General features: G+C 69.5%; 14 protein-coding genes. 8 read left to right on the forward strand and 6 right to left on the reverse strand.

The genetic code is table 11. From position 1 onward, the window contains the following. Positions 1-366 precede the first annotated feature (366 nt). The 6 genes from VJ693_RS00005 to VJ693_RS00030 form a co-directional block, all read right to left on the reverse strand. Positions 367-1722: an MBL fold metallo-hydrolase gene (locus tag VJ693_RS00005; protein WP_324151397.1), complete on the reverse strand. Its 1356-nt coding sequence runs from the start codon at positions 1720-1722 to the stop codon at positions 367-369. Between the two features lie 155 nt (positions 1723-1877). Then, positions 1878-2858 carry a diguanylate cyclase domain-containing protein gene (locus VJ693_RS00010; RefSeq protein WP_324151398.1) on the reverse strand — a complete coding sequence of 327 codons (981 nt, stop codon included), beginning with the start codon at positions 2856-2858 and terminating at the stop codon, positions 1878-1880. 62 nt (positions 2859-2920) lie between these two features. Beyond that, on the reverse strand, positions 2921-4426 hold the full coding sequence (locus VJ693_RS00015; RefSeq protein WP_324151399.1) for a DEAD/DEAH box helicase: 1506 nt from the start codon (positions 4424-4426) through the stop codon (positions 2921-2923). 312 nt (positions 4427-4738) lie between these two features. Continuing rightward, on the reverse strand, positions 4739-6076 hold the full coding sequence (locus VJ693_RS00020; RefSeq protein ID WP_324151400.1) for a S8 family serine peptidase: 1338 nt from the start codon (positions 6074-6076) through the stop codon (positions 4739-4741). A gap of 70 nt (positions 6077-6146) precedes the next feature. After that, positions 6147-7484: a S8 family peptidase gene (locus VJ693_RS00025; protein ID WP_324151401.1), complete on the reverse strand. Its 1338-nt coding sequence runs from the start codon at positions 7482-7484 to the stop codon at positions 6147-6149. Positions 7485-7728: 244 nt separating this feature from the next. After that, positions 7729-9111, reverse strand: a complete 1383-nt coding sequence (locus VJ693_RS00030; protein WP_324151402.1) for a S8 family peptidase — start codon at positions 9109-9111, stop codon at positions 7729-7731. A gap of 292 nt (positions 9112-9403) precedes the next feature. On the opposite strand from VJ693_RS00030, the gene ettA reads away from it, so the two are divergent. From ettA to glnA, 8 genes are all read left to right on the forward strand, one after another. Then, complete coding sequence (gene ettA, locus VJ693_RS00035; RefSeq protein WP_324151403.1) at positions 9404-11068, forward strand: energy-dependent translational throttle protein EttA; 1665 nt, start codon at positions 9404-9406, stop codon at positions 11066-11068. Between the two features lie 124 nt (positions 11069-11192). Further along, positions 11193-12005: a TIGR00266 family protein gene (locus VJ693_RS00040; RefSeq protein WP_324151404.1), complete on the forward strand. Its 813-nt coding sequence runs from the start codon at positions 11193-11195 to the stop codon at positions 12003-12005. Then, positions 11992-12810 (forward strand): creatininase family protein, encoded by an 819-nt coding sequence (locus VJ693_RS00045; RefSeq protein ID WP_324151405.1) that lies wholly within the window; start codon positions 11992-11994, stop codon positions 12808-12810. The genes VJ693_RS00040 and VJ693_RS00045 overlap by 14 nt, the downstream gene beginning before the upstream one ends. A gap of 63 nt (positions 12811-12873) precedes the next feature. Next, the gene (locus VJ693_RS00050) at positions 12874-14172 is read left to right on the forward strand and encodes a YncE family protein (RefSeq protein ID WP_324151406.1); all 1299 of its coding nucleotides are present in this window, start codon (positions 12874-12876) and stop codon (positions 14170-14172) included. Positions 14173-14232: 60 nt separating this feature from the next. Beyond that, a complete protein-coding gene (locus VJ693_RS00055; RefSeq protein ID WP_324151407.1) occupies positions 14233-15102 on the forward strand; it encodes an EI24 domain-containing protein in 870 nt (289 codons plus the stop codon). Next, a complete protein-coding gene (locus VJ693_RS00060) occupies positions 15102-15887 on the forward strand; it encodes a competence/damage-inducible protein A (RefSeq protein WP_324151408.1) in 786 nt (261 codons plus the stop codon). Before VJ693_RS00055 ends, VJ693_RS00060 begins: the two co-directional genes overlap by 1 nt. 44 nt (positions 15888-15931) lie before the next feature. Next, positions 15932-16462, forward strand: coding sequence for a GNAT family N-acetyltransferase (locus tag VJ693_RS00065; protein ID WP_324151409.1), 531 nt, complete (start codon positions 15932-15934; stop codon positions 16460-16462). 193 nt (positions 16463-16655) lie between these two features. Further along, positions 16656-17851, forward strand: a 1196-nt coding sequence (gene glnA, locus VJ693_RS00070) for a type I glutamate--ammonia ligase (RefSeq protein ID WP_324151410.1), incomplete at its 3' end; no start/stop codon positions are given.

Consider the following 17851-nt stretch of genomic DNA (forward strand, 5'->3'; position numbering starts at 1 on the left):
CGTTGGGCAGCGCCTGGCTGCCCTGCTGGCCGTGAACATGGCCCACCAGCTCGGCCTTGGACGCGTCCACGCCCACGAACACCACTCGATCTTGCATGGTCAGGTCTCCACTGTCGACAATGAGCGTCGTTGGGGTGGAAACCCGCCAGCCGCGTTGGCTTGCGCTCAGATCGGCGGTCGCACTCGTTCAGGGCCGCGCAGTTCCTTATCGACGCTGGCAGGCGGGGTGGGGGCAGTCTTCGCCAGTCGGTCCAGGCCGAATTCCGGACTCAGGCCCTCCACCCCAACCCCCACACCATACAAGCCGGACCCGCGCACGCCACTTGAAGGCGGCGGCCCTGCGGGGCGCCGCCATGCGTGGCTTGGCTACACGATGAAGCGGCCGCCTTGGGGCGGCACGCGCACCGGCCAGCCGAGCTCCTTGGCGATGAGCTGGCGCAGCGCGTCGCTCGCGTCGGGCTCGCCGTGCACGACGAAGGTCTGGCGCGGCGGGCGGCGGAAGTGGCCGAGCCAGGCGAGCAGTTCGCGCTGGTCGGCGTGGCCCGAGAAGCCCTCGAGGTGGGTCACGGCGGCATGCACCGGCACCCACTCGCCGTGGATCTTGACCTCGCGCGCGCCGGCCACCAGCAGGGCGCCGCGGCTGCCGCCGACCTGGAAACCGGCGAACACCACGTGGTGACGCGGGTCCGGCGCCATGGCCTTCAGGTGGTGCAGCACGCGGCCGCCGGTGGCCATGCCGCTGGCCGAGATGATGACCGAGGGCATGCGCGAGGCGGCCAGGCGCTGCGATTGCGCGCCGGTGGTGACCATGCGCACCCCGTCACACAGCCTGGCCATCTCGCGCCCCGGCACGCGCAGCAGCCGGCGATGGCGGCGGTACAGGTCGGTCGCCTCGATCGCCATCGGGCTGTCGAGGTAGATCGGCAGGTGGGGCGGGATCTCGCCAGCGGCCTTCAGCCGCTGCAGCACCAGCAGCAGCGCCTGCGCGCGGCCGACGGCAAAAGCCGGCAGCAGCACCGAGCCGCCGCGGTGGATGGTGTCGCGCACGATCTGGCCGAGCCGGGCCGCGGCGTCCTCGGCCGGGTGAAGGCGGTTGCCGTAGGTCGATTCGACCAGCAGCACATCGGCCTCGGTCAGCGCCTGCGGCGCCGGCATCAGCAGGTCGCTGTTGCGCCCGAGATCGCCCGAGTAGACCAGGCGCTCACCGGCATGGGCCAGCGTGACCGCGCAGGCGCCGAGCAGGTGGCCGACAGGCGTCAGCGTGACGGACAGGCCGTCGATGCGGGCCGCCTGCCCTTCGCGCAGCGGCTTGAAGCAGGCCAGGGCCTTCTTCGCGTCGGCGCGGGTGAACATCGGCAGCGCCTTCGCGTGGTGCGAATAGCCGTAGCGGTTGGCCCGGCGCGCGTCCTCCTCCTGCAGGTGCGCTGCATCGAGCAACAGCACCTCGGCCAGGTCGCGCGTGGCCGGCGAGCAGTAGATGGGCCCGCGATAGCCCTGCTTGACCAGCACCGGCAGCCAGCCGGAATGGTCGAGGTGGGCGTGGCTCAACACGACGGCATCGACCTCGCGCGGGTCGAAGCCCGGGCTGGCCCAGTTGCGCTCGCGCAGTACCTTGAAGCCCTGGAACAGCCCGCAGTCGAGCAGCACCCGCTGGCCACCCCAGGTGACGAGGTGGCGCGAACCCGTGACGCAATCGGCGGCGCCGTGGAAGTCGAGTTGCATGCGTCAGGCCGCGCCGGGCCGCCCCAAGCGGCCTGATCCCCTTGGGGGACCGACGCGAAGCGGCGCAGGGGCCAACATCTCAGGCCGCGCCGGGCCGCCCCAAGCGGCCTGATCCCCTTGGGGGACCGACGCGAAGCGGCGTAGGGGCCAAGATCTCAGGCGGCCGCGCTGCCGGCAGAGTCAGCCGTTCGAACGATGGCACCGGGCTCGGTGCGCGCTTGCGCCAACGCGGTTTCCGCGGCCTCGAGCAGGCGCAGCAGCTGGTCGCCGTGCTGCGGGTAGACGGCCACGCCAACCCGGCACTTCGGGTGCAGCACCTCGATGCCCGTGTTCACCGGGCCGGCCAACGCCGCCGCGATCTTGCGCGCCACCATCTCGGCCTCGCCCGCGTGGTGCAGGTCGACCAGCATCGCCGCGAACTGGCCGTCATCGAGCCGCACCGCGGTGTCGGTCTTGCGCAGCTCGAAATGCAGGCGGCCGGCGGCCGCGCGCAGCAGGTCGTCGCCGAAGCTGGGGCCGTGCTGCTCGCACAGGGCGGCAAAGCCGTCGAACTCGATCAGCAGCACGCCGATCTGCGTGCCGGCGCGAGCCGCCCGCTGGATTGCCATCTCGGCCCGGTCCTGCAGCACAGCCCGGTTCGGCAGGCCGGTCAGGCTGTCGTGGTGGGCCATCGCGATCGGCGCATCGATGGCGGTCTCAGCAGCCCGCTCGACCGCGATCAGACCGGTGACGACGCCGTGCGCATCGCGCAGCGTGCCGAGCGACAGCCTCGTCTGCCGCGGCTCGCCGCCCTTGCTGCGCAGCAGCCAGTCGTGTTCGTCGGGCAAGCCGCGTTGCAGCCTGGCGCTGAAGACCCGGGCGTCGGCGGGGACGCGCGTGCGCAACTCGGTGCCGAGCATCGCAGCGCGGGCCTCGACCTCTTCACGCCGAAGCAGGCTGCCGATCAAGGGCTGACCGCGCAGTTCGCCCGGCTCGAAGCCGAGGGTCTCGGCGCCGGCACGGTTCATCCACTGGATGTGGCCGGCCAGATCGAGGCCGAACACCAGGCGGGGGAACTGGTCGATCAGAAGTCGCTGGGCCTCACCCAGCTCGAGCCAGGTGAGGGTCTGGGGGTCGATGGGGCGGGTGCGGTCCATGGGGCAGTGTCCCACTTCCCGAACGGGCCGGGCAAGTCCGCCGGCCCTTCACCCTGTGCCGCTCAGCGCTTGCCGCGCAACAAGCTGGCGGTGGCCGGCGCCGGCTTGGCGCCGCCGTGGCCGCTGTGGGCGCGGGCCGGCTGCGCGGGGGCCGCCGTGCGGGCGCCGCCATGGGCCGGCTTGGCATGGCCGTGGGCCGGCTTGGCCGGGGCATGGGCCGGCGCGGCGTGGGCGGGACGGCCATCGCGCCGGGGTTCGCCACGCGCCTCGCCGCCGCGCGGTGCACCGGGCGCACGCTCGTTGCCGCGGCCACCGCGGTGGTTGTTGCCGCCACCACCGCCACCACCACCGCCGGCACCGCGCCGCGTGCCGCCGACGCCGATCGTCATGCGGCCCAGCACGATGGGCTCAGCCTTCTCGCCGGCAGGCACGTTGAAGCCCGGCACCGCCTCGCGCGGGATCTGGCGCTTGATCAGCTTCTCGATGTCGCGCAGGAACAGCTCCTCGTCGGGGCAGACGAGCGAGATCGCCTCGCCCTGCGCGCCGGCGCGGCCGGTGCGGCCGATGCGGTGCACGTAGTCTTCCGGCACGTTGGGCAGCTCGAAGTTGACGACGTGCGGCAGCTGGTCGATGTCGATACCGCGCGCGGCGATGTCGGTGGCCACCAGCACCTGCAGCTCGCCGCTCTTGAACTCGGCCAGCGCTTTGGTGCGCGCGCCTTGGCTCTTGTTGCCGTGGATCGCCATCGCGCTGATCTCGACCTTGTTCAGGTACTCGGCCAGGCGGTTCGCGCCGTGCTTCATGCGGGTGAAGACCAGCACCTGGTGCCAGTTGCCCTGGCGGATCAGGTGGGCCAGCAACTCCTTCTTGCCGTCGCGCCCGATGGGATGCACCTTCTGCGCGATGGTGTCGGCGGTGGCATTGCGGCGCGCGACCTCGATCAGCGCCGGCTGGTTCAGCAGCCGGTCGGCCAGCGCCTTGATCTCGTCGCTGAAGGTGGCCGAGAACAGCAGGCTCTGCTTCTGGGCCGGCAGCACGGCCAGCACCTTCTTGATGTCGTGGATGAAGCCCATGTCGAGCATGCGGTCGGCTTCGTCGAGCACGAAGATCTGCACATGGCTCAGGTCCAGCGTGCCCTGCTGGTGATGGTCCAGCAGGCGGCCGGGCGTGGCCACGAGGATGTCGACACCCTTGCGCAGGCGGTCGACCTGCGGCTGCATGCCGACGCCGCCGAACATCACCATCGATTGCAGCGGCAGGAACTTGCCGTAGGTGCGCACGCTTTCCTCGACCTGGGCGGCGAGCTCGCGCGTCGGGGTCAGGATCAGCGCGCGGATCGCGATGCGGCCCTTGGCGTCGCGCTTGGGGCCCTGCGCCGCCAGGCGATGCAGCAGCGGCAGCGTGAAGCCGGCGGTCTTGCCGGTGCCCGTCTGCGCGCCGGCCATCAGGTCGCCGCCGTTGAGCACGGCGGGGATGGCTTGCGCCTGGATCGGGGTGGGCTGGGTGTAGCCCTGTTCGCGCACGGCACGAACGATCGGTTCGGCCAGGCCGAGAGATTCGAAGGTCATTGAGGCTCGCTTGGAGCGTAAGCCGGCCCGCCGCCCGCGATGGACATCGGGGCACCAGCCAGGGGCCCGGCCGGAAACGAATGCGCTCGGCCTGAAGAGGTGAGCGCTGTCAGGACTGACAAGCCGCCGCCGAGGCTGGACCTCGGGGGGCGTGAGCGCATTGTAACGGCAGCGGCCCGTGCCGGCCCGCAGCCCAAAAAGGCGCTCCGAAGGAGCCGCCGCCCTTCAAGTGGCGTGCGCGGATCCGGCTTTGCCGGTCCGCTGCGCGAGCCCCCCCGGGGGGGCAGCCCCCGGAAGGGGGCGTGGGGGCCTCTAGTACCCGCTGACGTCCAGCCGCCCGCCGGTCACCGTCTTGCCGGCGAGCGACGGGGTCGGGATCGTCGTGGCGAGGATCGCCTCCTTCAGCTGCCGGGCCGATAGCCCCGGGTGCGACGAGGCATACAGCGCGATGGCGCCGGCCACGTGCGGCGTGGCCATCGACGTGCCGCTGTAGGCGGCGTAGTTGTCGGTCGGCACCGTCGAGAAGATGGCGACCCCAGGCGCGCCGAGGTCGACCGAGGTCGCACCGTAGTTGGAGAAGCCGGCCAGCAGGCCGGCACTGCCGATGGCCGCCACGGAAATGATTGTCGGGCTGTCGTAGCTGGAGGGGTAGTGCGGCGTGACATCGTTGTCGGCGCCGTCATTGCCGGCCGCCGCGACAAAGACGATGTCCGCCTTGCCAGCGAGCTCGATCGATTTCTTCAGCCCCTGCGAGTAGCCCCCGCCGCCCCAGGAGGCATTGATCGCCACCAGGTTCAGGCCGTGGCGGGTCTTCAGGTCGGTGATGTAGTCGATCGACTTGATCGCGTTGGCGGTCGAGCCCGAGGCCGTGCCGAGGAACTTGACGTTGATGAGCTTGACCTTCCAGCACACGCCGGCCACGCCCTTGCCGTTGCCGCCCCGCGCCCCGATAGTGCCGGAGACATGGGTGCCGTGGTCATCGCCGACGCCGTCATAAGTGCTCTTGTCGTCGCGGGCGAAGTCCCAGCCGCGGGTGTCGTCGATGAAGCCGTTGCCATCGTCGTCGATGCCGTTGTCCGGGATCTCGTACGGGTTCTCCCAGAAGTTGTGCTTCAGGTCGGGGTGCTTGAACTGCGCGCCCTCGTCGATCACCGCGACCATGACCTTGCCGCAGTCGGTGTGGCCGCGGTCCCAGGCTTCGGCAGCCTGGCTGCCGTAGGGGTTCTGGAACAGCGGCGACGAGTCGCCTTCCATGCCCCACAGCTTGTTGGTCGTGTAGTACGGGTCGTCGGACACCGTGTCGGCTTCGTAGAGCCAGTTGGGCTCGGCGAAGTCGATGCCCGGGGTGGCGTGCAGCGTGCGGATCGCCGCCGCGAGGTCGGTGCCGGCCGGCAGCACGATGCGGTGCAGGTCACCGCTGACGCGCTCGGCGAAGCGGCCGCCGACGCGCGCCAGCGCATCGGCGTAGGCGGCCTCGCTCAGCGCCGGCTCGAACTGCACCAGCAGCTCGGCCGGCAGGTGGCGCCGATGTGGCTCCTGCAACTCGGCCAGCACCTTGTCGGGCCGGCCGCCCGCCAGGGCAGCGCCGCACAGGGCGCCGAAGGCCAGCGCGGCCAGCCAGCGCAGGGTCAGGCGAGAGGATCGAGGCATCGGACTCTCCTATGGAAGAAGGGGCCGGATGCCCGGCCCCTGTTCATCGCAGCGCCTGGATGGCCGCGGCTCAGTAGGTGCTGACGTTCAGCCGGCCGCCTGTCACCGTCTTGCCCGACATCGAGGCGGTCGGGGTCGTGGTGTTCAGGATCGCGGCCTTCAGCTGCGCCGCGGTCAGGCCCGGGTGGGTCTTGGCGTACAGCGCGACCGCGCCGGTCACGTGCGGCGTGGCCATGGAGGTGCCGCTGTACGACGCATACGAGTTGGTCGGTACGGTGGAGAAGATGCCGGCACCGGGCGCGCCCAGGTCGACCGAGGTGGCGCCGTAGTTCGAGAAGCTGGACATCGTGCCGTTGCTGTTCAGCGAGGCCACGGCGATCAGGCTGGCGCTGGTGTAGCTGGCCGGATAGAAAGGCACGCTGTCGTTGTTCGAACCGTTGTTGCCCGCCGCGGCGATGAACAGGATGTCGGCGGCGCCGGCCGCGTCGATCGAGTCCTTCAGGCCTTGCGAGAAGCCGCCGCCGCCCCACGAGTTGTTGGTCGCGACGAGGTTCAGGCTGTGGCGCTGCTTCAGGTCGGTCACGTAGTCGACCGACTTGATCGCGTTGGCGGTCGTGCCACCGCCCACGCCCAGGAACTTGACGTGCAGCATCTTGATCTTCCAGCACATGCCGGCCACGCCGATGCCGTTGCGGCCCTTGCCGCCGATGGTGCCGGAGACGTGCGTGCCGTGGTCGTCCTGCGTGCCGTCGTAGACGCTCTTGTTGTTGGCGTCGAAGTCCCAGCCATGGGTGTCGTCGATGAAGCCGTTGCCGTCGTCATCGATGCCGTTGCCGTCGATCTCGTTGGGGTTCTTCCAATGATTGGGCTTCAAGTCGGGGTGGGTGTACTGCACGCCCTCGTCGATGACGCCGACCATCACGCCCTTGCAGCTGAAGTGGCCCGCATCCCAGGCCTCGCCGGCCTGGCTGCCGTACTGGTTCTGGAACAGCGGCGAGGTGTCGCCGTACATGCCCCACAGCGAGCCGTTGACGTAGTAGGTGTCGTCCGAGACCTTGGTGGTCTGGTAGACCCAGTTCGGCTCGGCGAAATCGACGGCGTCCTGTGCATGCAGCGCGCGCACCGCGGCGGCGAGGTTGGCGCCCTGCGGCAGGCTGATCCGGTGCAGGTCACCGCGCAGCCGCTCGAGGAACTTGGCGCCGACCTTGTCGAGCGCGGCCTGGCGCAGCGCCTGGGCGACGCCGGGCTTGAACTGCACCAGCATCTCGGCGGGCACGAACTGGCGGTGCGGCTGCTGCAATTCGGCGACGACCTTGTCGGGCTGGCCGCCGGCCAGCACACCGCCGGTCAGGGTGGCCAGCGCGGCGGCAATCAGCGTGTACGAGAAGCGTGGGGCAAAGCGGGGCATGGTGGAGCTCCTTGGCGATTCCAGGGCGGACGGGATGGCGCCCAATGTCGGGCGGTAACCCATGGGACGCAGGGCCGGGCGGCGGCGGGCCCCTTGACGGACCTCGATACTTGACGAGCGGCCCCGGGCTGTCGACCCCTCACCATAGGGAGGGGAAAACGCCGCGATCACGCACGCGGCGATGTGGCACCCGCGAATGAAAAAGGCCGGTCAGCGACCGGCCTTGCTCCTGCTGGTGCAGGCGTCAGAACCCGCTGACGTCGAGCCGGCCGCCGGTCACCGTCTTGCCGGCCATCGAGGTCGTCGGCACGGTCGCGCCGAGGACCGCGGCCTTGATCTGCGCCGCGGTCGAGCCCGGGTGCAGCGAGGCATACAGCGCCACCGCACCGGTCACGTGTGGCGTCGCCATCGAGGTGCCGTCGTAGGCGGCATAGCCCGGCGTCAGCACGCCGTTGACGAGCTTGGGCACCGTCGACCAGATGCCCACGCCCGGCGCGCCCAGGTCGACCGAGGTCAGGCCGTAGTTCGAGAAGCCGGCCTTCGCGCCCTTCTTGTTGATGGCCGCGACCGCGATGATGTTCTCGCTGGTGTAGGCCGACGGGTAGTTCGGCTTCTTGTCGGTGTTCTGCCCGACGCCGAGCAGATTGCCGTTGCCGGCCGCGGCGATGAACAGGATGTCGGCCGCGCCCGAGCGGTCGATCGCGTCCTTCAGTGCCTGCGAGAAGCCGCCACCGCCCCAGGAGTTGTTGGTCGCGACCAGGTTCAGGCCGTGGCGGGTCTTCAGGTCGGTGATGTAGTCGATCGCCAGGATGGCGTCGGCGGTCGTGCCGCCGTTGGCGCCCAGGAACTTGGCGTTGACCATCTTCACCTGGCCGCAGATGCCGGCCGTGCCGATGCCGTTGTTGCGCACCGCGCCGATGGTGCCGGAGACGTGGGTGCCGTGGTCGTCACCGACGCCGTCGAAAGTGGAGTTGTCGTCGCTGACGAAGTCCCAGCCGTTCACGTCGTCGACGAAGCCGTTGCCGTCGTCGTCGATGCCGTTGCCGGCGATCTCGAACGGGTTGACCCAGATGTTCGCGGCGGTGTCCGGGTGGGTCGTCATCACGCCCTCGTCGATGATGCCGACGACGACATCGCTCGAGCAGTCCTTGCCGGCGTTCCAGGCCTCGGCGGCCTGGCTGCCGTACTGGTTCTGCTTCAGCGGCGAGGTGTCGCCGTAGACGCCCCACAGGCTGCCGTTCTGGTAGTACGGGTCGTTCGGCGCGGCCTGGGTGCTGTAGAGCCAGTTCGGCTCGACGAAACGCACGGCGGCCTGGGCGCGCAGGCGGCGGATCGCCTCGCTGACGGCCAGGTTCTGCGGCAGGCGCACCAGGTGCAGTTCGCCTTCGTGGGCGGCGTGGCGCAGCAGCTTGGCCGAACGCGCGCCGAGCAGGCCGAGCACGGCGTCGCGCGCGGCAGCCGACTGGGCGGGGCGGAACTGCACGAGCAGTTCGCCGGCCACGTAACGCAACTCGGTGCGCTGCAGGTCGGCATCGACCTGGGCCGGGCTGGCGCCGGCGGCCAAGGGGGCGCCCAGCGCCGAGGCAGCGGCGGCGGCGATCAACGCGCGTTGGAAGACGGTCTTCATGCGGGGAAAGGGCTCCATGGGTGAGGGGTTCTGGCGAGGCGCTGGGGCCCCGTGCGGCCGATTGTGGGCATGGCAGGGCCCTTGTCGCATCGGGCCTCCCCGGCCGTCGTGATGCTTGTTGAAGAACCACCAGGGCGCGCGTTCAGCCGGCGCTACCAAGGCCGGTTTTCGGCCGGCGCGCGATAATCATCGTTTGCCCGACCAGCGCGTGCCCCTCCCGGCGTCGCGTGCCGGGCCCGCGCTGGTGCAAGGCCCGCGCTCCTCCAGACCCCTCTCGCGACCTCACAAAGCCATGGCCCAGTACGTCTTTACCATGAACCGCGTCGGCAAGATCGTGCCGCCGAAGCGGCAGATCCTGAAGGACATCTCGCTGTCCTTCTTCCCCGGCGCGAAGATCGGCGTGCTGGGCCTGAACGGCTCGGGCAAGTCGACCCTGCTGAAGATCATGGCCGGCCTCGACAAGGAGATCGAGGGCGAGGCCACGCCGATGCCGGGCATCAAGATCGGCTACCTGCCGCAGGAGCCGCAGATGAACCCCGACCAGACCGTCCGCCAGGCGGTGGAAGAGGGCATCGGCGGCGTGCTGGCGGCGAAGAAGCGGCTTGACGAGGTCTATGCCGAATATGCCGAGCCGGACGCCGATTTCGACAAGCTGGCCGCCGAGCAGGCCGAGCTGGAGGCCGTCATCGCCGCCGCCGGCAGCGAGAACACCGAGCACCAGCTCGACATCGCGGCCGACGCGCTGCGCCTGCCGCCGTGGGATGCGGTGATCGGCAAGCTCTCGGGCGGCGAGAAGCGCCGCGTCGCGCTGTGCCGCCTGCTGCTGAGCAAGCCCGACATGCTGCTGCTCGACGAGCCGACCAACCACCTGGACGCCGAATCGGTGGAGTGGCTCGAGCAGTTCCTGCGCCGCTTCTCGGGCACCGTGGTGGCCATCACCCACGACCGCTACTTCCTCGACAACGCGGCCGAGTGGATCCTCGAGCTCGACCGCGGCTACGGCCACCCGTACAAGGGTAACTACTCCGACTGGCTGGACCAGAAGGAAAAGCGCCTGGAGCTGGAGCAGAAGACCGAGGACGCGCGCACCAAGGCGATGAAGCAGGAACTGGAGTGGGTGCGCAAGAACGCCAAGGGCCGCCAGGCCAAGAGCAAGGCGCGCCTGGCCCGCTTCGAGGAACTCTCCGACGTCGAATACCAGAAGCGCAACGAGACCAACGAGATCTTCATCCCGGTGGGCGAGCGCTTGGGCAACGAGGTGATCGAGTTCGTCAACGTCACCAAGAGCTTCGGTGACCGCGTGCTGATCGACAACCTCAGCTTCAAGGTGCCGGCCGGTGCGATCGTCGGCATCATCGGCCCGAACGGCGCCGGCAAGTCCACGCTGTTCCGCATGATCCAAGGCACCGAGAAGCCGGATTCGGGCGAGGTCAAGATCGGCAAGACCGCCAAGCTGGCCTTCGTCGACCAGAGCCGCGAGAACCTGGCCAACGACAAGACGGTGTGGGAAGACGTCTCGGGCGGGCTGGACAACATCATCGTCGGCAAGTTTGTGATGCCCAGCCGCGCCTACCTCGGCCGCTTCAACTTCAAGGGCAACGATCAGCAAAAGCTCGTCGGCTCACTGTCCGGCGGCGAGCGCGGCCGGCTGCACCTGGCCAAGACGCTGGCCCAGGGAGGCAACGTGCTGATGCTCGACGAGCCGTCGAACGACCTGGACGTCGAAACGCTGCGTGCGCTCGAAGACGCGCTGCTCGAGTTCGCCGGCAGCGCGATGGTGATCAGCCACGACCGCTGGTTCCTCGACCGCATCTGCACCCATATCCTGGCGGTCGAGGACGAATCGCAGTGGTACTTCTACGAAGGCAACTTCCACGAGTACGAGGAAGACAAGAAGCGGCGCCTGGGCGAGGAGGGCGCCCGCCCGCACCGCATGCGCTTCAAAGCCTTGAAGTGATGGGCATGGCGGAGCGCGCGCAGCGCCGCTCCATTTCAAGTGGCGTGCGCGGATCCGGCTTTGCCTGTCCGCTGCGCGAGCCCCCTCGGGGGGCAGCCCCCGGAAGGGGGCGTGGGGGTACGAAATGTCAATGGATGTGGTGGACTACGAGATCAAGGGCTCGGAGATGCAGTTCGTCGAGGTCGAGCTCGACCCGGGCGAGGCCGCGGTCGGCGAGGCCGGCAGCCTGTTCTTCATGGACGCGGCCATCGGCATGGACACCATCTTCGGCGATGGGTCCAACAAGGGCGGCGGCCTGCTCGGCAAGCTGCTCGGCGCCGGCAAGCGGCTGATCACCGGCGAGTCGCTGTTCATCACCGTCTATACCAACCAGGGCTCGGGCAAGCAGCGCGTGGCCTTCGCCGCGCCGTACCCCGGCAAGATCATCCCGATGGATCTGAGCCAGCTGGGGGGCATGCTGATTTGCCAGAAGGATGCGTTCCTGTGCGCTGCGCGCGGCGTCTCGATCGGCCTGCATTTCCAGCAGAAGCTGTCGGTCGGCTTCTTCGGTGGCGAGGGCTTCATCATGCAGAAGCTCGAGGGCGACGGCCTGGCCTTCGTGCACGCCGGCGGCACGGTCGTCAAGCGCGAGCTGCTGCCCGGCCAGACGCTGATGGTCGACACCGGCTGCGTCGTGGCCTACACGCCGAACGTGAACTTCGAGATCCAGTACGTCGGCAAGATCAAGACCGCGCTGTTCGGCGGCGAGGGCCTGTTCTTCGCGAAGATGACCGGCCCTGGCACGGTGTGGCTGCAGAGCCTGCCGTTCTCGCGCCTGGCCAGCCGCGTGTTCGCCGCCGCGCCGCAGATGGGCGGCTCGCGCGAAGAGGGCTCGGTGCTGGGTGGCTTTGCCGCCGGTGGGCTGCTAGGCGGGTTGCTGGGTGGTGACAACGACTGAGGCGCGCCGGGCGGCCGCCGCGGCGCTGCTGGCCCTGGCCGGGTCGGCCCATGGCGGCGAGCCGGTCGAGCTCGATGCATTGACCTCGCCCGAGCTGCGCGATCGCATCGCCGCCGGCGACACGACGGTGCTGCTGCCGATCGGTGGCACCGAGCAGAGCGGCGCCCACCTCGCGCTCGGCAAGCACAACGCCCGCGTGCGGGTGCTGGCGCAGAAGATCGCGCAAGGGCTGGGCCATACGCTGGTCGCGCCGGTGCTGGCCTATGTGCCCGAGGGCTCGATCGAGCCGCCGGCGGCGCACATGCGGTATGCCGGCACGGTCTCGATCCCCGAGGCGGCCTTCGAGGCGGTGCTCGAATCGGCTGCGAAGAGCCTGTGCCACCACGGCTTTCGCGACGTGGTGCTGCTGGGCGACCACGGCGGCTACCAGCGCAACCTCGAACGCGTGGCCGATCGGCTCGAGCGCGCGCGGCCGCGCTCGAAGCAGCCGGCCTGCCGCACCCATGCGCTGCTCGACTACTACCAGGTGACGCAGGGCGCCTATGTCGAAGCGCTGCGCGCCCGCGGCTTCGGCACCGACGAGATCGGCACGCACGCCGGCCTGGCCGACACCGCACTGACCCTGGCCACCGAACCCGCCCTGGTCCGCACCGACCGCCTCGGCCGCGCACCGAAGCCGGGTGAACGCGACGGCGTGCAAGGCGACCCGCGCCGCGCCACCCTTGCTTTGGGGCAAGTCGGTGTCGACCTGATCGTGGACACTAGCGTTAAGGCCATTCGGCAGCGCCTGGCGCAGCCGCGCTAACCGGCCCGGCCGGCTCCCGCCGGCCCCGTCATCGAGCAGTTCTTCCCCCTTTCGAATTCCCTCATGAGCAAGCAGCGCAACCTGAAGCGCAGTTCCGCGGCCGTCGGCATGGTGCTGGCGGTCGCCGTCGCGATCGCGGCGCACTCCCGCAGCGGCGCGGCGCCCAGCGCAGCCGCTGGCACGCCGGCACCCTCGGCGGTCGCCACCGTGCCGGGCATGCCGCCGGTGGTCGACTCCCGCAACGTCTACAGCGAGACGGCTGCGGGCAAGGTCAGGCCCGAGCTGGCCGGCGACCTCGAGCGCGTCTATGTGCCCAACCTGCGCTCGAACGATGTCTACGTCGTCGACCCGCAGACGCTGAAGGTGGTCGACAAGTTCAAGGTCGGGCCTGGGCCGCAGCACATCGTGCCGTCGTGGGATCTGCGCACGCTGTGGGTCACCAACAATGCCGAGGGCCGCAACACCGGCAGCCTGACGCCGATCGACCCGCGCACCGGCAAGCCGGGCACCCCGATCGCCGTCGACGACCCGTACAACATGTATGCCACACCGGACGGCAAGTCGGCGATCGTCGTGGCCGAAGCGCGCAAGCGGCTCGACTTCCGCGATCCGGTCACGATGGCGTTGCAGTATTCGATCGACGTGCCCGGCTGCCCGGGTGTCAACCACGCCGATTTCTCGATCGACGGCCGCTACGCGATCTTCACCTGCGAATTCACGGGTGCGCTGGTCAAGGTCGACCTGGTCGAGCGCCGAGCGCTGGGCTACCTGAAGCTGCAGATGCCCGCCACGCGCTTCAAGGAGACGGCCGCGCCGCGCACGCCGCCGGGCAAGGTCTGGGAGCCGGGCGAGACCGAGGTCTGCACGGCGACCAAGGGCATGCCGCAGGACATTCGCATCTCGCCGGACGGCAAGCGCTTCTACGTGGCCGACATGCATGCCGACGGCGTGCACGTGATCGATGGCGATGCCTTCAAGGAGATCGGCTTCATCCCGACCAGCATCGGCACGCACGGCCTGTACCCGAGCCGCGACGGCAAGAAGCTCTACGTCGTCAACCGGGGATCGCACAAGATCCACGGCCCGAAGCGCGCCGACGGCGGCGTGACGGTGATCGATTTCGCGACCGAGAAGGTGGTCGCCCGCTGGGCGGTGCCCGATGGCGGCAGCCCCGACATGGGCAACGTCAGCGCCGATGGCCGCTGGCTCTGGCTCGCCGGCCGCTACGACGACGTGATCTACCGCTTCGACACGACCAGCGGCGAAGTGGCGAAGGTCAAGGTCGGTGCCGAGCCGCACGGCCTGACCGTCTGGCCGCTGCCCGGCCGCTACTCGCTCGGCCACACCGGCAACCTCCGCTAGCGCCTTCCGGCCGCGCGAATCGCCGGCCCCCGGCAGGGGGCGTGGGGGTATGCTTTCTTCATGAAACTGCTGCTGGATTCGTTCTGGCGCGCATTGGCCTACCTGCTGATGCCGCGCGTGATCGGCTTGTCGCTGCTGCCGCTGCTGATCGCCGGCGGCCTGACGCTGGGCTGGGCGTACTTCTTCTGGGACGCCGCCTACGCCAGCGTGCGCGATGCCCTCGAAAGCTGGGGTCTGGTGGAGGCCGGGCTGAAGTGGGTCGAGAGCATGATGGGGCCGCACTTCCGCGCGATGATCGTCGTGCTGATCCTGATCGCGCTGGTCGCGCCGCTGGTCATCGTGGCCTCGCTGCTGCTGGTGGCGTTGTTCATGACACCGGCGATCGTCAGCCTGGTGGCCGAGCGGCGCTTTCCCGCGCTGGAGCGCAGGCGGGGAGCGGCCTTCTGGCAGAGCACGCTATGGTCGCTCGGCGCCACCGTGCTGGCGCTGCTCGCGATCTTCGCGACCTTGCCGCTGTGGCTGATTCCCGGCGCGGTGCTGATCGTGCCGCCGTTGATCTGGGGCTGGCTGACGGCGCGGGTGATGAGCTTCGACGTGCTGGCCGAGCACGCCAGCCGCGACGAGCGGCGCGTCCTGATCGCCGGCCACCGCTGGCAGCTGCTCCTGCTCGGCGTCGTGACCGGGTTCCTCGGCGCGGCGCCGACGCTGATCTGGGCCGTCAGCGCGCTGGCGCTGGTGCTGGCGCCGCTGATGGTGGCGGCCACGGTGTGGCTGTACACGCTGGTGTTCGCGTTCTCGTCGCTGTGGTTCGCGCACTACCTGCTGGCCGCGCTGCACGAGCTGCGTGCCAGCGCCACCACCGCCGGCGTGGTCGTCGAAGCGGGTCCGCCGCCGGTGGAGCCGCTGCCCGACGGCATGGGGCCCCTGTGATGGCGTTCGGCTTGATCATCATCGGCGACGAGATCCTGTCCGGGCGCCGGCAGGACAAGCACCTGCCCAAGGTCATCGAGCTGCTCGGCGCGCGCGGCCACGCGCTGGCCTGGGCGCGCTACATCGGCGACGACCGGCCGCGCATCACCGCCGAGCTGCGCGAGGCCATGGGCAGCGGCGACATCGTCTTCTCCTGCGGGGGCATCGGCGCGACGCCCGATGACCACACGCGCCAGTGCGCCGCCGCGGCCAGCGGCCGGCCGCTGCGGCTGCACCCCGGTGCCCAGGCGCTGATCGAGGAGCGCATGCGCGATGTGGCGGCCGAGCAGGGCGTCGCCTACGAGCCGCACCGGCCCGACAACGTGCACCGGCTGAACATGGGCGTGTTCCCCGAGGGGGCCACGCTGATCCCCAACCCGTACAACAAGATCCCCGGCTTCAGCCTGGGCGACGTGCACTTCGTGCCGGGCTTCCCGGTCATGGCCCACCCGATGATCGAGTGGCTGCTCGATACGCGCTATGGCCACCTGAAGCCGCCGGCCCACGCCGAGCGCGCGCTGTTCGTCAAAGGCAGCATGGAGGCCACGCTGACGCCGCTGATGGAGGCCATCGAGGCGGAGCACCTGGGGGTGCGCGTCTTCAGCCTGCCGAGCGTCGACCACCCGCAGCGCGGCCGTCACATCGAACTGGGCGTCAAGGGCGACCCGGCTGCGGTCGAGACGGCCTTCGCGGCGCTGCAGGCGGGCTTGGCGGCGATGCCGGGGGTGGTGGTGAGCACTGAATAGGTGCGAACAGAATGAACCATAATGGTGCGAATGGAGTCCCTGTGATGGTGCATCGCGAGGTCCTGCGCACCCGGCGGCTGCGCTTGCGCTGGTTCGAGCCGACGCTGGAGGCCGACCAGCGCTTCGTGATCGAACTGCTCAACGACCCGGACTGGATCGCCCACATCGGCAAGCGTGACGTGGGCACACGCCAACAAGCCGAGGCTTATCTGCGTGAGGGACCGAGGGCGATGTGCGAGCGCCTCGGCTTCGGCCTGTACCTGGTCGAGCGGCTGGCCGATGGGGAGCCGATCGGCATGTGCGGTCTGATCAAGCGCGACCACCTGGTCGACGTGGACCTGGGCTACGCCTTCGTGCCGGCCGGGCGCGGCCAGGGCTATGCCCGCGAGGCGGCCGGTGCGGTGATGGACTGGGCCCGCGAGCGGCTTGCGCTGCAGCGCATCGTGGCCATCGTGACGCCGGCGAACCGCCGCTCGATCACGCTGCTGCAGGAGCTGGGTTTCGCCGACGAGGGCGAGATCCGCCTGCCGCCCGGCGACGAGGCGCTGCGCCTGCTCGGCTGGTCCGCCGCTTGATCCTGCGCACGGACCCGGCACCATGCCCACGCCGGGGGCATCGGCGATCACCATTTATGGGCATGGATTCTGCTACATTGCCCGCGCCGTGGTCGCCACGGGGCGCGCACCGGCACGGGCTGGCGCGGGCCCTGGTGGCGGCATCGACCCCTCGATCCCGTTCCACACAATTCATCCGCCAGGAGCCTTTTTGATGGCCAAGACCGTCGCCGATGTGATGCAGATGGTGAAGGACAACGAAGTCAAGTTCGTCGACTTCCGCTTCACCGACACCCGTGGCAAGGAGCAGCACGTCTCCGTTCCGGTGTCCGCCTTTGACGAAGACAAGTTCACCGCCGGCCACGCGTTCGACGGTTCCTCCATCGCCGGCTGGAAGGGCATCGAAGCGTCCGACATGCTGCTGATGCCGGACCCGAACACCGCCAACATCGACCCGTTCTTCGAAGAGCCGACGCTGCTGCTGACCTGCGACGTGATCGACCCGCACGACGGCAAGCCCTACGAGCGCGACCCGCGTTCGCTGGCCAAGCGCGCCGAGGCCTACATGCGCGCCTCCGGCCTGGGCGACACGGCCTACTTCGGCCCGGAACCCGAGTTCTTCGTGTTCGACAGCGTGCGCTGGGGCAACGAGATGTCCGGCAGCTTCTTCAAGATCGAATCCGAAGAAGGCGCCTGGAACAGCTCGAAGGAATACGAGCACGGCAACACCGGCTACCGCCCGACCGTCAAAGGCGGCTATTTCCCGGTGCCGCCGGTCGATTCGGGCCAGGACATGCGCTCGGAGATGTGCCTGCTGCTCGAACAGCTGGGCATTCCGGTCGAAGTGCACCACCACGAAGTCGCGAACGCCGGCCAGATGGAAATCGGCACCAAGTTCTCGACCCTGGTCCAGCGCGCCGACTGGCTGCAGCTGCAGAAGTACATCATCGTCAACGTGGCGCACGCCTACGGCAAGACGGCGACCTTCATGCCCAAGCCCCTGGTCGGCGACAACGGCTCGGGCATGCACGTGCACCAGTCGGTCTGGAAGGACGGCAAGAACCTGTTCGCCGGCGACGGCTATGCGGGCCTGTCGGAATTCGCGCTGTACTACATCGGCGGCATCATCAAGCACGCCCGTGCGCTGAACGCGATCACCAACCCCGGCACGAACAGCTACAAGCGCCTGGTCCCCGGCTTCGAAGCCCCGGTGAAGCTGGCCTACTCGGCCAAGAACCGCTCGGCCTCGATCCGCATTCCCTACGTCGCGAACCCGAAGGGCCGCCGGATCGAAGCGCGCTTCCCCGATCCTTCCGCCAACCCCTACCTGGCCTTCGCCGCGCTGCTGATGGCCGGCCTGGACGGCGTGGAGAACAAGATCCACCCGGGCGAAGCCGCCACGAAGGACCT

Source organism: Ideonella sp. (assembly GCF_035254525.1).
Classification (GTDB): Bacteria; Pseudomonadota; Gammaproteobacteria; order Burkholderiales; family Burkholderiaceae_C; genus Ideonella.

What these genes read in the sequence shown, in the direction of transcription:
- VJ693_RS00005 (WP_324151397.1), bottom strand. Translation starts at nt 1,722, where the DNA reads ATGCAACTCGACTTCCACGGCGCCGCCGATTGCGTCACGGGTTCGCGC.
- VJ693_RS00010 (WP_324151398.1), bottom strand. Translation starts at nt 2,858, where the DNA reads ATGGACCGCACCCGCCCCATCGACCCCCAGACCCTCACCTGGCTCGAG.
- VJ693_RS00015 (WP_324151399.1), bottom strand. Translation starts at nt 4,426, where the DNA reads ATGACCTTCGAATCTCTCGGCCTGGCCGAACCGATCGTTCGTGCCGTG.
- VJ693_RS00020 (WP_324151400.1), bottom strand. Translation starts at nt 6,076, where the DNA reads ATGCCTCGATCCTCTCGCCTGACCCTGCGCTGGCTGGCCGCGCTGGCC.
- VJ693_RS00025 (WP_324151401.1), bottom strand. Translation starts at nt 7,484, where the DNA reads ATGCCCCGCTTTGCCCCACGCTTCTCGTACACGCTGATTGCCGCCGCG.
- VJ693_RS00030 (WP_324151402.1), bottom strand. Translation starts at nt 9,111, where the DNA reads ATGAAGACCGTCTTCCAACGCGCGTTGATCGCCGCCGCCGCTGCCTCG.
- ettA (WP_324151403.1), top strand. Translation starts at nt 9,404, where the DNA reads ATGGCCCAGTACGTCTTTACCATGAACCGCGTCGGCAAGATCGTGCCG.
- VJ693_RS00040 (WP_324151404.1), top strand. Translation starts at nt 11,193, where the DNA reads ATGTCAATGGATGTGGTGGACTACGAGATCAAGGGCTCGGAGATGCAG.
- VJ693_RS00050 (WP_324151406.1), top strand. Translation starts at nt 12,874, where the DNA reads ATGAGCAAGCAGCGCAACCTGAAGCGCAGTTCCGCGGCCGTCGGCATG.
- VJ693_RS00055 (WP_324151407.1), top strand. Translation starts at nt 14,233, where the DNA reads ATGAAACTGCTGCTGGATTCGTTCTGGCGCGCATTGGCCTACCTGCTG.
- VJ693_RS00060 (WP_324151408.1), top strand. Translation starts at nt 15,102, where the DNA reads ATGGCGTTCGGCTTGATCATCATCGGCGACGAGATCCTGTCCGGGCGC.
- VJ693_RS00065 (WP_324151409.1), top strand. Translation starts at nt 15,932, where the DNA reads ATGGTGCATCGCGAGGTCCTGCGCACCCGGCGGCTGCGCTTGCGCTGG.